Consider the following 15,750-nt stretch of genomic DNA (forward strand, 5'->3'; position numbering starts at 1 on the left):
ATTTAATTAATTCTATTGAAACTGTCGGTTAAGCGACACCGTATATGGTCCTGTTGCTTTACCTTTCGGTTCATAATTTACTGGCTGTTATGAAATTGCTCCAACGCATTGGTTTACTTCTGTTCATATTGGGTTTCGGTTGCTGGCTCGTTACATTGACGATGGGCGAGTTCCGCCTGACAAATGCAATTGTCGATACCGTTGTTAAGCCCGAGCATCGGGCTGCTGTCCATGACCGAACGGCATTTATGGCAAACAGGCTATATACCAGCAACTGGTCGTTTGTTCACGATTTTCGGCAGGCAATCAATCGTTATAACGACGATATGCGGGCGAAAAAAGCCTGGGATCAGGTTATTTATGACAATTATACCGCCGACATCACCAAAGCCGCTTCGCTGGGTGTTCTGACCACCAGCTCGTCGTGGTTATGGTTTTGGCTAAGTTTTGGTGTTGCCGCAATTGGAGGGTTACTCTATGCGCTGGCCGGGTTGCAGCGGCAGCCCGGAGTTCGAAATGATCGCCAGTATCGAAGTGCGGCTACGAACCGGGGCTGGATTGGGGTAAGTGTGGGGCTTTTTCTGATTGGATTCTACATCGCTCTTTATTTTTATCCCGAATACCTGACAAACTGGGTCTTACTGGTCGATCCAATTAGCCGTATGCTCAATGGAGGAGACGCCAGTCGCTGGTTTTTATACGGATTTCTATATACGTTAGTGATTCTGGTTATGGGAATCCGAATGCTGGTTAATTATCGGCATAGCCGTTATCAGCAACTTCGGACGCTATCGGTTATGTTTTTCCAGGTGTCCTTTGCTTTTCTGATTCCCGAAATCATGCAGCGGCTCAATCAGCCTTATCAGGACCTGAAAAATAGTTGGCCACTCGACTATACGTTCTTCTTCGATTATAAAATCAATGAAAAGATTCAGGCTGGCTCATTCGGAATCTTTATGCTGGTTTGGGGTATTGTGCTGGCGCTGGTGGTGGTGCCGGTCATGACCTATTTCTTCGGAAAGCGGTGGTATTGCTCGTGGGTATGCGGTTGTGGTGGCCTGGCCGAAACAATGGGCGATCCGTATCGGCATTTGTCCGACAAAAGTCTGAAGGCCTGGAAAGCCGAACGGGTTATTGTACATGGTGTGCTGGTATTTGCCGTTGGCATGACGTTGCTCGTGTTATACACTTATTTTACGGGGCAATCGACCATATTGGGCTTTCTGGATAGTTACAGCGTGCGGTCTACCTATGGACTTTACATCGGTTCTATCTTTGCTGGCGTAGTTGGTACGGGGTTTTATCCATTAATGGGTAACCGGGTCTGGTGCCGGTTTGGTTGCCCATTAGCTGCGTATCTGGGATTAGTACAGCGGTTTCGGTCGAGGTTTCGCATAACAACCAATGGCGGGCAATGTATATCCTGTGGTAACTGTTCGGCTTATTGCGAAATGGGGATCGATGTGCGGGCTTATGCACAACGGGGGCAGGATATTGTCCGATCTTCGTGCGTAGGTTGTGGCATATGCTCGGCCGTATGCCCGCGTGGTGTACTGAATCTGGAAGTGGGGCCTGTATCGTCGCGTAAGATATAGACCAGCCTACATACGAGTTGATGAATAGGCACTTTAGGCGAAACCCTTTATCTTCGTGCCAACACTATCCGGTGTTTATCGAAGACCTCCTGCCACTATGGACCCTATCTATAAAGCGCTGATTGTTTGTACAAATCATACCGACTATCCAACAAAAGCACAAAAGACCGGGCTTTGGCTGAGCGAGGCTACGCATTTCTACGACGAACTGGCCGATCGTAATCTGCCCTACGACATTGCCAGTCCAAACGGAGGGCCAGTTCCCATTGATGAAAAAAGCATGGACCGGCGCGACAACACCAACGAAAAATGGTATAATAACCCTACATTTCGGAGCAAGCTTGAGCATTCACTTCGGTTTGATGAGGTAAATCCAACCGATTATCAGATTCTGTATTTAGCGGGTGGACATGGCACTATGTGGGATTTTCCGGAAAATTCGATTCTACAGACGATTGTCAGGCAGATCTACGAGAATGGAGGGCTAATTGCTGCGGTTTGCCACGGCGTTAGCGGGCTCCTTAATGTGAAACTTTCCGATGGTTCGCCCTTACTCGATAATCGACAAGTAACGGGCTTCTCCAATATGGAAGAACGGCTGGTACGTCTCGATGATCAGGTTCCATTTTTACTGGAAGATGCACTGCGCCAGAAAAATACCCTCTACAGCAAAAGCCTGATTCCTTTTCTGCCCTACATTGAAGTCGACGAACGGCTGGTGACCGGTCAGAACCCATTATCGGCCCGCAAAGTCGGTCGTAAGGTAATTGAAGAGATGTATGAGAAATGAGTACGGTTTATGGTTGCTCCGCCAGTTAATAGCCCTTGCTGTGAAGCAACCATAAACCGTAAACTGAATTACACCACCGTGTGGGGGAATACTTCGCGGAGGGTTTTTAGCTCCATATCTTTGTCTGACACAATCGGGTCGGTTACGCCCCAATCAATGTTCAGGTCAGGGTCATTCCAGATGATTCCGGTTTCCGAATCCTTGTTATACACGTTTGTACATTTGTAGCTGAAGATACTATCTTCCAGGGCCACAAAGCCGTGACCGAATCCTTCGGGGATGTAGGCCATGTTGGCAAGCTCGGCATCCAGCAGAAACGTTTCATATTGCCCGAAGGTAGGCGAGTCGGGGCGCAGATCGACGGCCACATCGAGCACCTGGCCAGTAATAACCCGAACGAGTTTTCCCTGTGCAAATGGCTCTTTTTGCATATGCAGACCACGCAGGACGCCTTTTACCGAAAACGACTGGTTGTCCTGCACAAACTCCATAGGCAGGCCTTTTGACGTAAATAAGGCTTTATTGTAGGACTCAAAAAAGTAACCGCGTTCGTCTTCAAACACACGAGGGATTAGTTCAATCAGGCCGCTAATAGCCGTTTTGCGAACTTGCATACAGGATAGTTGACTAGTAAATAATATTGCTCTTTTGATGCAAAGCTACGAAACCGGAAGGGTAGTTCGTACCTTTGCCGGATACCTATTTACTGTGTGGGTTTATTTTACCGGCATGACATACAACGAATTAAGCAATCTTATTTTTCGAAAACAATCCTATCTCTGTGTTGGCCTCGACACCGATCCGCTTAAATTGCCCCGACATCTGCTGAACGAACCCGATCCGGTTTTTGCCTTTAATCGGGCCATTATCGACGCAACAGCCGATTTTGCGGTCGCTTATAAACCCAATACTGCATTCTACGAAGCACAGGGGCCGCGCGGATGGGAAAGTCTGCAACGCACGCTGGAGTATATGCCAAACGACTGTTTTACGATTGCTGATGCGAAACGTGGGGATATTGGTAATACATCGAGCCTGTATGCACGGGCATTTTTTGATCCCGACGCTGCCGGACTGAATTTTGATTCTATCACCGTAGCTCCCTATATGGGGCATGATTCCGTAATGCCCTTTCTGGACTATGAAGGAAAATGGGTGATTTTGCTGGCGTTGACATCTAATGTTGGAAGTGCTGATTTTCAGCGTCAGCCAGTAGGGGAGCAGGAATTATTCGAAACCGTGATCGAGAAAGCCCAAACCTGGGCCGGTCCTGATCGATTGATGTTTGTAGTCGGCGCAACCCAGGCCGACGTATTAACCCGCATTCGCGAACTGGCACCCGATAACTTTTTACTGGTGCCGGGGGTAGGTGCTCAGGGTGGTTCGCTGGCCGAGGTATCGCGTCGGGGACTAACCCGTTCGGGCGGGTTGCTGGTGAATGCGTCGCGGAGCATTCTGTATGCATCCAGCGGAACCGATTTTGCCGGAAAGGCCAGGGCCGAAGCCCAGGCGTTGCAGACCGAAATGACCCAGCACCTGGCTAAACTTTAATTTAGTTTGCAGTGCTCCGCAGTAGTAAAGTCCTAACTAAGCGGAGCACTGTAAACTGTTTTTTAGAACATGCCTGCGCCTAAGCCACGGAATGGCCAGGGAATCATGGCCAGGATAATCAATAGGCCAATACCATAGAAAATGGTGATCAGGCGTTGTTTGGTTAGAGCATCAGTAGCCCGTTTAGAACGCGAATAACCAATCGTAATCAGGATAATGGCGATGAGCATCCCCGTAATGTGTTCTATAGTATAGAACCGGTAGAGTTTGTCGCTCATCATGCTGAAATCTACTTTGGGACTAATAAAATATAAGATCAGACCAATCACCAACTGGAGGTGGATACTGATCAGGGTAAACAAATATAATTTACGGTTTCCATCCGTATAGCCACTTTGGCCCTGCCATTTCTGTAGTGCCGTAATAACAGAGGCAACTAATAAAAGGAGGGCAATCCAGCGCAGTCCAGAGTGTGTGTGAAGGAGTCCTGTATACATACGAAGTTAATTTTGTTGTAAAGAAACACCAAAACGCCAACTTACACCAGTTCCTGGTTGTTCGAACTATATGATTCTTTATAATACGACCTATAGCGTTGCCAATGAAGTAGAGCAGGATTGGCTGCATTGGATGAAAACCAGCCACATTCCGTCTATGCTGGCAACGGGCCTGCCTGCCGGCCATAAAGTGCTGCGTCTGTTGACCGAAATTGACAATGGTGGAGCTACTTATTCAGTACAGTTGGATTTTAATGCCATGGAAGACTACTTCACCTATCAGTCGCTTCATGCCGATACGATGCAGCAACAGATACAGGATCGCTTCGCCAACCAGTTTGTCTCGTTCGATACACTGCTCGAAGACGCATAAGTCGCCTACTCACGACTGTTCACTGCGTAGTCTTGTGGTAGTAGAACCAGGCTCGAAAAGTAAATATTTTCGCCGAAGTTGTTCATAATGTGTGGTTTGTCAGCTAAGTTGGTAGATTTGTAACGCTAATCTTCTGAACGCCGACATTATGAGTACTTTCTACAGACGATTTAAGCTCCGGCTCTGTTTGTTGTTGTTTTGTGGTGTATGTGCAATTTTGCCTTCCTGGGCACAGATCGCTATCACCACGACCGGAACAACCATTTCGCAGACATTTAATACGTTACCAGCCGCCAGCACCACTACCTTTTCGTCGAATTCGCTGATTGCTGGTGTGTATGCCGAACATACTGGAACCGGTGCGGTTATTGTTGCCAGCAATGGCGTGTCGGCGACTGGAAGTTTATACAGTTATGGTGCTACCAACAGTACCGATCGTTCGCTGGGATCAATTGGAGATAGTACCACGGGCGGCAGCTTTGCGTATGGACTCCGGTTTCGAAACAGCACAGGTGTGGTTATAACGTCGCTTCAGGTTAGCTATACCGGCGAGCAATGGCGCAATAGTGGAGCTGGTGCTCAGGAAATTACATTTGCCTACCTGGTGTCGGCTACGCCAATAACGACATTGGGCCTATCGTCGAGCCTGGCCGTACCGGCTGGATATACGAGTGTGGCAGCCTTAAGTTTTACCAGTCCCGTATCAGGAACGAGCGTAGCTATTGGGCCTATCGATGGCAACGCCGTCGTGAACCGAATAACCAAAACCAGTGTCATCACCGGCCTATCCATAGCGCCGGGTTCTGAGATTATGCTCCGCTGGTTCGATGCCGACCAGGCAGGAAACGATCACGGCCTGGCTATCGACGATGTGTCGGTCATGGCGCTGTCGACCAACTCGGGGACTACGCCTACTTTAGTTGCTACTCCAACGACCATTGCCAATCTGACGACTACGGTTGGCGCAACATCGGTCCCCGCTTCGTACACACTGACAGGGCGCAATCTGACGGCTCCGGTTACACTATCGGCCAGTGCCGGTATAGAAATCAATAACGGCCTCAGTAGCATTTATACACCAACCATTTCAATCACCCCAACTAGTGGCAGTATCAATGCTGCCATTAACGTTCGGCTAACCGGGGCCAGCGCTGGTTCGGTCAGTGCCCTTGTTACGAATACGAGTAGTAATACAGCAATTCCGGTGAGTGCTACCGTAACGGTTAGTGGTGTAGTGCAGGGTGCGGTTCCATTGACTACCATTGCTAAAGCACGCAGCCAGCCGAACGGAACCCTAACCTCCACGCTGCCCGGTGGAAAAATTGCTGGACGGGTTACGGTGAACAGCCAGTTTGGCGGAAAGCAGTTTTATATTCAGGATGCCACCGGGGGAATTTCGGTATTCAACAGTGTGACAGCGGTTGGGAATTTACTGCAACTCGGCGATTCAGTTCAGGTGGCGGGAGCTATAAATACCTATCAGGGCGCTCGTGAACTGGATCTGACCAGTTATACCATTGTAGCCGGTACCCCCATCATTCCAGTGCCGAGAGTGATCCGAATCAGTCAGTTTCCCGACTATGAAGGTCAATTGGTAAGCGTTCAGAGTACAACAATAAGTGGTTCGGGAACGGCGTTTGCCGCAACCACTTACCCGCTACGATCGGTATCCGGAAACGGAACGTTATTTATTAATGCAGCTTCGGAACTGAATGGCGCATCGAAACCAACCGGACCCGTGAGCGTAACGGGTATTGTCGATCATGTTACGAGTGGTACTGTAAATTCATCGCAGTTATCTCCCCGGTTGCTCAGCGATGTATCGGGAGCGGCTTCATTGGATCAGATGTGTGGTGGCACTGGCGGAACGGCTCTATCGCACGATCTGACGTTTGACATCAGCACCTGGAATCTCGATTTCTTCGGTGCCGATTCGGGGTCTGTTGTTTGTCCAGTGGCTCCAGTTAAACGGTCGTATAACGATCAGGGCCCGGTAGACGAAGATAAGCAGGCGCGAAATGTGAAAGCTATTCTCCAGAAGCTGAATGCCGATATTGTTGTCAATGAAGAAGTAAGCGACGAAGCCCGTTATGCGAGTGTAGTGCGATCGCTACCCGGAAGTTACAGCTATGTCTGTTCTGATAAGTTCTCGTATTATTTCCAGGCTGATTGCGATCAGATCATAGACCGTGCCGGAACCATCGACATACCGGCCAATTATGCTCAAAAGGTATGTGTTCTTTATAATCAGGCAACCGTAACGCCCATTCTGGCCGAAAGTAAAGCATTGTTGACCGACAAGTATAGCTATCCAACCTCAAATGCCTGGTCGTCGGGTCGATTGCCGTATCTGTTCGTGGCCAATGTAACCATCAATGGTTTTACCCGAAAAATTCATGTGGTCGGAATCCATGCCAAATCAGGAACAGCTACGGCTGATTATAACCGTCGGCTGAGCGATATCAACGATCTGAAGGCAGAACTCGACCGTAATTATCCCAATGCAAATCTGGTAATGCTGGGTGATTATGAAGACGAAGTTACAACATCCACTACCACCGGAAAGCCATCGTCCTACAGTGCTTTTTCGGCTGATACGAGCGCCTATCGAATCATAACGAAACCACTTGAGGCAACCTCCTGCGTAACGTTTGTATCGGCGGCCAGCTTTATCGACCATATTACGGTATCGAACGAGCTGGCTTCGGCCTATGTCGGTAATTCGTCGGCGGTCATAATGCCTGCTACGGGTATCGAAGGCCCGTATGTGATTACTACATCGGGGCATAATCCCGTATCGGCGCGGTTCGATCTGTCGGCTTTGCCCGGTCCAGCGGCTTCGCTGGCCGTATCGCTCACCATGAGCCCCGTAACGGCATCTGGCACTACAAGTCTGTCGGCAACTGTTTCGGGAGGCACACCGCCCTATAGCTACACATTTACTGGGCCTGGCACCATTACGCTCAATGGCAATACAGCGACTGTTACGAACCTAACCGCCACAACGCCACCTTCGTTTACGGTTAAAGTTACCGATGCTGCCAGCCAAACCGCAATTGCCACGACCAATCCGTCGGCTACTACTGAAACCAACGGAACGGGTTTTTCGGGAACGAACAACCTGTTTGCCGGTGTCGGTGCCGGTGCATCCAACACAACCGGTTTTGCCAATGTAGGACTGGGTGTACGCGCCCTTACGGCGAACCAGACCGGCCGAAACAATGTAGCTGTAGGCGATTCGGCTGGTTACCAGAATATGGCTTCGTCCAACACGTTTGTGGGTGCCAAAGCCGGATTTTCGAATACAACAGGTGTTCAGGGAACGTTTCTGGGCGATTCGGCAGGATTTTATAGCAACGGCAGAGCTAATACGCTCATTGGTTATCGCGCAGGGTTGAATACCACTACCGGAAGTTTAAATACGTTTCTGGGCGTGCAGGCAGGCCTGAATAATACCACGGGTTCATCGAACCTGATTACTGGAACCAATGCGGGGCTAAACAATACGACGGGCTCATATAACCTGTTTATTGGCGAAAATGCAGGGTTTAATAATACAACAGGTACATCCAACATCTACATGGGGGTTAATGCGGGCAATGGTCCCGGCGTTAATGGGATTAACAACGTTGTGATTGGTTTCGAAGCAGGAGCAGGAAATTTCTCGGGAGCATCGAATACACTGCTAGGGTTTCGGGCCGATATTGGAGCCGCCAGCCTGAGTAATGCTACCGCCATTGGCGCCAATGCAAAAGTAACAGCCAGTAATGCGCTGGTATTAGGAAATAATGCAAATGTTGGTATTGGAACAACAGCACCTACGGCTAAACTCGAAGTAACCAGCGGAGTTGGCGGTCGTTCGGGTATAAAGTTGACGAACCTGACCAGTGCATCGCCTGCCAGTGTAAATGCAACTAAGTTCCTGACTGTCGATGCCGCCGGAATGGTTGTGCTGGGCAATTTAGGAACTGGTGCCCGAGCCGGTGTAGCTGATGCGGCTACCGACATGTTATGGCAGCGAACAGGTTCGTTTCTTCAGAATGCCGACAGCGATGGAGTTGTTATTGGCCAATCGATCAGTAAAATGCCGATCGGCTATAAGCTATTCGTCGAAGGAGGAATACTGACCGAGAAAGTAAAAGTAGCCATAAAAAATACATCCGACTGGTCTGATTACGTATTTGCGCCCGGATATAAATTAAGGTCATTATCCGAACTGGAAACCTACGTAAAAATAAATCGACACCTCCCCGGCATACCCTCAGCCGAACAGGTTAAACAGGATGGGGTGGATGTTGGGCAGATGCATGCCAAATTATTAGAAAAAATTGAAGAGTTAACTCTTTATAATATTGAGTTAGAAAAGAGAAATAATATATTGCAAAAAGAAATACAAGAAATGAAGGGAAAACAGAAAAACGTAGAGAAAATGTTATTGAAATTACTTAAAAGTAAATAAATCTACCTGAGTACATTTTTTTCGATCTGATTTCTATTGTCTTTTAACTAACTGGCTGTTGGTTAGTTAGTTATGATTATGGTAAAAAATAAAATTGTAAAAAAAAGCGTGTGCTGAAAAATCTGGCATGTTATATGGTATAAGTAGAATACATCAGTCATCGTACACTAAAACTAGTTGCTATTATCTACTCAGGCCTACTAACTGCCAAGGTTATGAACTCACTTTCCCAAAACGACTTTTTAACAGTTATCGGAACCGCAATCACTGATCATCGGGTTATTCAAATCAAGTATAATAATGTGTGGCGTACTGTGGAACCCTACATGGCTGGCCTGCACAAGGAAAGCCAGACGCCGAGTCTTTATGGGTTTTGCCGGGACGTGATCCCAACGCTCTATGCAGGTCAGGATAATCGCTGGCAGATTTTCCGATTCAGTGATATCGAAGATATCGAGCTAACTTATTATGAGTTTCGCCCCCATCTAGAATACACGGGAACATTCGACCGTTTGCAGCCCGTTTATGTTAAGCTTGCACCGAGTCGTTGAGGTAGCCATTAAATCGTATTTGATTATGGAAAACAGATACTAAGCTTTTTTCTTTGCTATAACCGGTTCTTCCGATTGACTGAATAAAATGTCCGTACCCTTGCGAAAAGGGTACGGACATTTTTGTTTAGTAAGCGGTATGGAATAGGGTTTAATAGGGTTTGAATTGGATAATAAAAGTATTGGTTCTGTTTCTGAAACTATTCGTTTGGAATGCTTAAACAAAAATGCCAAAAAGTCGATTTTATCATAAGTAATTGTGCCTCTCAGATTCTTTGGGATTTACAGTTTTTGCTAAACATTACTCAATGGATATGACATCACGCGCGACGGATTCGGTTGTTTGGGCCCACAATCCAAAAAATGTAGCTTTCATCGGAGATTACCTTCCCCGCCAGTGCGGTATTGCTACGTTTACCTCAGATTTATGCAAATCATACGATTCATTTATTCCTGATTCGAAAGCCGTTGTGGTGTCGGTAAACGACACGCCCGATGGCTATGATTACCCGGAAGAGGTTCGGTATGATTTCTACCAGCATGATCAGGAGGCTTATCGTAGGGCCGCCGAGTTTCTGAATGCAAAAGATACCGAAGTGGTTTGCCTTCAGCATGAGTATGGCATTTTTGGTGGGCCAGCCGGTAGTTACATTCTTACGTTGCTGCGTAATTTAACCATGCCCGTTGTTACAACCTTTCATACCATACTCAAAAGCCCCAATGAAGAACAGCTACTGGTCCTGAAAAGTATTGCCGATCTCTCGTCGCGGGTTATTTGTATGTCAGAAAAAGGACGCGATTTTCTGATCAATATCTATGACGTACCGGCCGAAAAAATTGATCTGATTCCCCATGGTATTCCCGATATGCCATTTGTTGATCCGCATTTTTATAAGGATCGTTTCGGAATGGAAGGGAAGCAGACCTTGCTCACATTTGGCCTTTTGTCGCCCAATAAAGGCATCGAAAATGTGATTCGGGCATTGCCACGCATTATCGAACGTTTCCCTAATGTTGTTTATATGGTGCTGGGCGCTACTCACCCGCATCTGATTCGTCACGAAGGCGAAGCCTATCGCGACAGTGTGCTGAAACTGGCCGACGACTGTGGCGTAGGGGAGAATGTTCGTTTTTATAATGAGTTTGTTGAACTGAACGACCTGCTGGAATACCTGGGTGCTGCCGATATTTATGTTACACCTTATCTGAATCCGGCTCAAATCACCTCCGGTACATTGTCGTATGCATTTGGCTGCGGTAAGGCTGTTGTGTCGACGCCCTACTGGCATGCCGAAGAGCTACTGGCCGATGGACGGGGCGTTTTGGTCCCCTTTGGCGATTCAGAAGCCATTGCCGATGAGATTATTAAGCTACTGACCGACGAACCAACCCGTCATGCCATGCGCAAAAAGGGGTATATGATGGGGCGCGATATGATCTGGGAGCGCGTTATTCAGGGCTATGCCAGTGCTTTTGCCAAAGCCCGTCGTGAACGGATGAGCACCATCAATAACCAGACTCCCTATGATATGGGCGGAAATGGAAGTGCTGCGTTCAAACTTCCCGCCATTCGTCTGGATCATCTCTTTCGGCTAACCGACTCAACGGGCATTGTCCAGCATGCCCGCTACCATTTACCTTTTTACGAAGAAGGCTATTGCACCGACGACAATGCCCGCGCTCTTATTCTGGCTCTGACACTTCAGGAGGCCGGTTTGGGCAGTCAGAAATTAAATCAGGCCGCAGATAACTACTGTGCGTTTTTGAATCATGCCTATACGGCCGATTATAGACGTTTCCGAAACTTTATGAGCTACGACCGTCGCTGGCTCGAAGAAGTTGGCTCAGACGATAGCACCGGTCGAACCGTTTGGGCGCTGGGTGTTTGTATTGGTCGCTCTGCCGATCGCAATGCCGTTACCTGGGCTATGAGCCTGATGGAAAAAGTGCTGCCGGGTGTTGCCGATATGTCGTCGCCACGGGCCTGGGCTTTTGCGCTGCTGGGTATATACGAATACCAGAAGAAATTTAACGACGACCGTCTGGCTAAAAATATTCAACGGCAGTTACTCGACAAACTGATGTTTCGCTATACGGAAACTGCTGCCAGCGACTGGCCCTGGTTCGAGAATGTATTGTCGTACGATAATGCTGTGCTGGCTCATGCCTTAATTCGCTCCGGCGAGCAGAATCTGGTTGATAGTGGCCTGCGGTCGCTTCGATGGCTGGTTCAGCTACAGACGTCGGAGCGAGGCCATTTTCAGCCTATTGGTTCGAATGGATTCTACACAAAAGGGCAAACCCGAGCTTATTTCGATCAGCAACCGCTCGAAGCCCAAAGCACTGTGTCGGCCTGTCTGGCAGCTTTTGAAATAACAGGCGACGATTACTGGCATCGATCCGCTATTCGGGTCTTTAAGTGGTTTACGGGCCTCAACGACCTTGGATTGCCCATATATGATCAGCAAACGGGTGGCTGCCGCGATGGATTGCACATTGACCGGGTCAATCAGAATCAGGGAGCCGAATCAACGCTGTCGTATCTGCTGGCGCTGGCTGAGTTATATCATGTTCAGAAACAGTCGTCAGAAACAAAGCCAGTTGGTATTAAGCTGTCGACGCTTATAAACGCATAATAACAAATAAATAATCGAATCGTTGACGGCATGAATTCGGGCTAAATCGCCTAATTTCATGCCGTCAACGATTCGATTATTTTGTAACGCTAAGTAGATAGATGAGTATAAAAGCAACCCGTACGGGTATTGTGCTTCGGCCCGATCCTACACGTGTTTTGTTTCGCCCGTTCGAATTGGGAAGTACCACCCGCACATTGAAAATTATTGCGCGTGTGGGCAGCATGACCGACGAGGAAGCCGAGCAAAAACTGGAGGAAGTTATTCGTGAGTTTGGTGGTCGACACTACAAACTGGAGCGATTTCTACTGCAACGATTTGAGCAGATTAAGCCTCAGTTACTAACCGACGAGCCATTGACCGATGCGCGGAAATTACTGCTTGGGGCTTATTTTACGATGGAATATTCGCTGGAGTCGGCGGCCCTGTTCAATCCGTCGATGATCTGGCATCCCGATCAGAGCAATGTGCCACCAGGTTATAAACGGTTTATTCTGAGCTTACGGGCAACGGGCGAAGGACACGTATCGTCTATTTCGTTTCGAATGGGCTATATCGACGAGGAAGGTAAGATTGTGTTGCGAAAGCCATCTCGTTATGTGACATCGCCAGAAATTGTAGCCAACCACTTATTTAACCGGGCTCAGTTTGAGCGCAAGCTCTATGAGCTGCGACTCGTAAACAGTATTCAGGAAAAAATGATGACTGGCCTTGGCGACGAGTTTAGTCTGGCCGATCTCGAAGGGCAGATCAAGCGCGTAACGGCGCAATATCGCTACAATGCCGAATACGAAACCATTGCCAGTGGATTGCTGGCACTGGCCAAATCGAACTACGAAATCCATTTTGAGGAAGATCAGAGCCTGGATGAACGCTGTATTTTCCCAACCTCGCCTAATGAAACCAATGGCATTGAAGATGCCCGGTTCGTGCAGTTCACCGACGACGATGGCGACGTGACCTACTATGCTACCTACACGGCCTACAACGGCCGTGTTACGTTTCCGCAATTGCTGGCCACCAAAGATTTTACGCACTTCAGCGTCAGCACGCTGAATGGAGCCGAGGTGTCGAATAAGGGAATGGCTTTGTTTCCACGAAAAATTGGCGGTCGATATGCCATGATTTCGCGGCAGGATGGCGAGAATATTTATCTGATGTATTCCGACGATCTGTATTTCTGGCAGACAAAGGAGTTGATTCTGAAACCTACCTATCATTGGGAATATGTGCAGTTGGGTAATTGTGGATCACCCATTGAAACCGAAGCGGGTTGGCTGGTGCTGAGTCATGGGGTAGGGCCAATGCGTAAGTATGCTATTGGGGCTTTCCTGCTCGATCTTAACGACCCGAGCAAAGTGCTTGGCCGAACACTAGAGCCAATCCTGAGCCCCGACGAAAACGAGCGCGAAGGCTATGTGCCCAATGTAGTGTATAGCTGTGGCGGGTTGATTAATAATGGGGAGCTAATTATTCCCTATGCCATGTCTGACTATGCCAGTAGCTTTGCTACTGTAAACGTTAGCGAACTGCTGGCCGAACTTACGTATGGGGGGTAAATCGAAATAAGAAGTTGTATTGAATATATTTTGGCCGATTCATTGAAAATCAAGCAGTTATAATTTTGGCCAAAATTTTCCAAACACGAACTTTTGTATTTGGCTTGAATTGCCCTTAAAGAAATGAATAGAAACTATGCGCTTTTAGGGCTATAACTTGGATTACCATTAAATTTATTGAGTCCCTTTTTACCTAGTTAATAGGCTATCCCTTAAATAGAGCTAATGCGGCTGTTATAGCTGAAATAGCGCCAGAAACTGAGTTAACAAGTTCGATTGACTTAGGTTCAGTTTGTTGTTCGAGTTGCCGTAGTTCCAGCAATAGTTTTTGCAGATTAGCTTGAGAAAGGGCATCTAAAAAGGAGAATCCGCCTTTATTGTGTAGGTCATGAGCTTCAATATTGACCTTGATATGTATCTGTTTTTTATGCAATCCAAGTTCTTGGATAAGGCCAAGTCGTTTAAACTGAGACAGTATGGCGCTTAGGATGTTGAAATCTGTTCCAACATCCTTTAGGATTGTATTGGTTGAAAAGTCGCCGTATTGATCAATTGGCAAACGGCAAATCCATTCTAAAATATCGTCTTTTAGTAGGTTTGAAATAGGTCTGGGTGTATATTCGTCACTCATAAGAAGAGAAGCTATGTTTAGGTATGATTATGAATACGGAGATGAACATTATAATTTCTCTGTGAACCTTTTGCAGTTCTCTCAGCGACTATTGACTGACCCCAAGGGATCAGACGAGTCGGCAGATAAAATGACTGCTTGGCTAGGCAGGAATCTAAAAAAGCCCTGTCGTCCGGCTGATCTGGACACATTGGTCTGGTATCGTGCTCTTGAGATGTTACACAGTAGTAATCGCCTGAATTAAAGCGATTCTCAATTTATACTTATAAGCCTTGCAGGTGCTTCCTGTGAGGCTTTTTTGTTTAAATGCTCGTTAATAGCCGTTTAAATACACCCCTAATCTTCGTGTTTGGAAATAGGTGTGCAATTAGGTGTGTATATCATACCGGAAAAAGTCAATAACAAGGAAATTGCTCTAAGTGTCCGCCTAATCTTCGTATTTGGTTTTTCTAAGTACCTAAAATGTCCGCCTAATCTTCGTATTTGGAATTAGGCGGACATTTGGGCGGACAATTAGGCGGACATGCTATGTAAGAAAAGTTCAATTGTTACACTCGCTTTATTTTTCTTGTAAACAAGTTGTAATATATTCAATATAGATTGCTCATATAGTTAGCAATCAGATTTAATGCTGCTATTATTAGCCTTTGTTCTGTTCTCTTCTTTCATACAAATCAACAAGTTTCTTTAAAGCTTCTATAGTCTCTTCTTTATCTTTTAGTCTGGCTTCTAACTCAAGAATCTTCCTCTGTTGTGATTGCGTAGACCTGTTACCCTTGTCATCTGATTGGCTCTTTTTAATTGAGTTCATGCTTTCACTGAACTCTTGTAAGTCATTATAAAAATAAGTTACAGGTTCTTTTGTTGCTTCCGATAGGTCTAATATGAAAGAGAACTTAATCTCTTTGGCGTTTAGCCGACTGTTAAGAGCTTGAGGGGTAATATTTAATTTTTCGGCCAATTCAGTAAGGCTAATTCCCGAATGCTCTAGTTTCTTTCTCAATTCACTCCCTGTCATAAAGGATATTTTTAAAATTTCTTTAAAGACTATTGTTTATTATAAAGAGTTTTGTTTAATTTGATTCGTCGTCAGTTGACACCAAAGGAA

The 15,750-nt window shown here is 46.9% G+C and carries 12 protein-coding genes; 8 read left to right on the top strand and 4 right to left on the bottom strand.

The annotated features are described in order from the left end of the window. Window positions 1–89: 89 nt before the first annotated feature. Together WBJ53_RS08590 and WBJ53_RS08595 are read left to right on the top strand one after the other, a co-directional pair. Window positions 90–1,595, top strand: a complete 1,506-nt coding sequence (locus WBJ53_RS08590; RefSeq protein ID WP_338875668.1) for a 4Fe-4S binding protein — start codon at window positions 90–92, stop codon at window positions 1,593–1,595. 97 nt (window positions 1,596–1,692) lie between these two features. Next, window positions 1,693–2,385, top strand: coding sequence for a type 1 glutamine amidotransferase domain-containing protein (locus WBJ53_RS08595; RefSeq protein WP_338875669.1), 693 nt, complete (start codon window positions 1,693–1,695; stop codon window positions 2,383–2,385). Window positions 2,386–2,453: 68 nt separating this feature from the next. Here WBJ53_RS08595 and rfbC read toward each other — a convergent pair whose 3' ends face one another. Continuing rightward, window positions 2,454–2,999 (bottom strand): dTDP-4-dehydrorhamnose 3,5-epimerase, encoded by a 546-nt coding sequence (rfbC, locus tag WBJ53_RS08600; protein ID WP_338875670.1) that lies wholly within the window; start codon window positions 2,997–2,999, stop codon window positions 2,454–2,456. Window positions 3,000–3,114: 115 nt separating this feature from the next. Between rfbC and pyrF the strand changes: the two genes are divergently transcribed. Next, window positions 3,115–3,936, top strand: a complete 822-nt coding sequence (pyrF, locus tag WBJ53_RS08605) for an orotidine-5'-phosphate decarboxylase (protein ID WP_338875671.1) — start codon at window positions 3,115–3,117, stop codon at window positions 3,934–3,936. Between the two features lie 62 nt (window positions 3,937–3,998). Here the strand turns inward: pyrF and WBJ53_RS08610 are convergent, their stop codons facing one another. Further along, window positions 3,999–4,433 carry a cytochrome B gene (locus tag WBJ53_RS08610; RefSeq protein ID WP_338875673.1) on the bottom strand — a complete coding sequence of 145 codons (435 nt, stop codon included), beginning with the start codon at window positions 4,431–4,433 and terminating at the stop codon, window positions 3,999–4,001. A 70-nt stretch (window positions 4,434–4,503) separates the two neighbouring features. Here WBJ53_RS08610 and WBJ53_RS08615 point away from each other — a divergent pair, with 70 nt between their 5' ends. From WBJ53_RS08615 to WBJ53_RS08635, 5 genes are all read left to right on the top strand, one after another. Beyond that, window positions 4,504–4,806 carry a DUF4286 family protein gene (locus WBJ53_RS08615; RefSeq protein WP_338875674.1) on the top strand — a complete coding sequence of 101 codons (303 nt, stop codon included), beginning with the start codon at window positions 4,504–4,506 and terminating at the stop codon, window positions 4,804–4,806. A gap of 148 nt (window positions 4,807–4,954) precedes the next feature. Then, complete coding sequence (locus WBJ53_RS08620) at window positions 4,955–9,265, top strand: DUF5689 domain-containing protein (protein ID WP_338875676.1); 4,311 nt, start codon at window positions 4,955–4,957, stop codon at window positions 9,263–9,265. A 215-nt stretch (window positions 9,266–9,480) separates the two neighbouring features. Then, on the top strand, window positions 9,481–9,816 hold the full coding sequence (locus WBJ53_RS08625; protein ID WP_338875677.1) for a WYL domain-containing protein: 336 nt from the start codon (window positions 9,481–9,483) through the stop codon (window positions 9,814–9,816). A gap of 314 nt (window positions 9,817–10,130) precedes the next feature. Next, on the top strand, window positions 10,131–12,452 hold the full coding sequence (locus WBJ53_RS08630) for a glycosyltransferase family 4 protein (protein ID WP_338875678.1): 2,322 nt from the start codon (window positions 10,131–10,133) through the stop codon (window positions 12,450–12,452). Window positions 12,453–12,553: 101 nt separating this feature from the next. Continuing rightward, window positions 12,554–14,011 (top strand): glycoside hydrolase family 130 protein, encoded by a 1,458-nt coding sequence (locus WBJ53_RS08635; protein ID WP_338875679.1) that lies wholly within the window; start codon window positions 12,554–12,556, stop codon window positions 14,009–14,011. 205 nt (window positions 14,012–14,216) lie between these two features. Here the strand turns inward: WBJ53_RS08635 and WBJ53_RS08640 are convergent, their stop codons facing one another. Both WBJ53_RS08640 and WBJ53_RS08645 read right to left on the bottom strand, forming a co-directional pair. Beyond that, the gene (locus tag WBJ53_RS08640; RefSeq protein ID WP_338875680.1) at window positions 14,217–14,642 is read right to left on the bottom strand and encodes a hypothetical protein; all 426 of its coding nucleotides are present in this window, start codon (window positions 14,640–14,642) and stop codon (window positions 14,217–14,219) included. A 640-nt stretch (window positions 14,643–15,282) separates the two neighbouring features. Then, the gene (locus WBJ53_RS08645; RefSeq protein ID WP_338875681.1) at window positions 15,283–15,660 is read right to left on the bottom strand and encodes a helix-turn-helix transcriptional regulator; all 378 of its coding nucleotides are present in this window, start codon (window positions 15,658–15,660) and stop codon (window positions 15,283–15,285) included. Window positions 15,661–15,750: the final 90 nt, after the last annotated feature.

This window comes from Spirosoma sp. SC4-14, assembly GCF_037201965.1.
Lineage (GTDB): Bacteria > Bacteroidota > Bacteroidia > Cytophagales > Spirosomataceae > Spirosoma.